Here is a 258-nt window from a genome sequence, read left to right as displayed (position 1 = left end):
CTTGTCCCCGTTGTAGCTGAAGACCAGCGAGTACTTGAAGTCGGTCACGTAGCAGTCACCGATGGTACCGGGAGAAAACTGGCTCATGTCGAGATCCGGAATGTTCAGGTGCTCGTACAGGGTGCCGCAGTTCTGCGAGGCGAGGTAGGGCGCCGTGGTCACGATGTCCCACTGGACCTGGCCCGTGGTGACCTGCGCCTTGACCTGCGCGGGGTCGGGTGGCGAGGTGTTGACGAACTTCACGTTCGGGTTCTGCGC

Annotated in this window: 1 pseudogene; it reads right to left on the bottom strand. The window is 61.6% G+C overall.

The features are described 5' to 3' along the window. A pseudogene (locus WDW90_RS40030) lies at positions 1-258 on the bottom strand (hypothetical protein); the annotation flags it as partial.

This window comes from Methylobacterium nigriterrae (genome assembly GCF_037106235.1).
GTDB classification, from domain to species: Bacteria; Pseudomonadota; Alphaproteobacteria; order Rhizobiales; family Beijerinckiaceae; genus Methylobacterium; species Methylobacterium nigriterrae.
The sequence above is the reverse complement of the archived record's forward strand: the minus strand, read 5'-3'. Positions and strand labels throughout refer to the sequence as shown.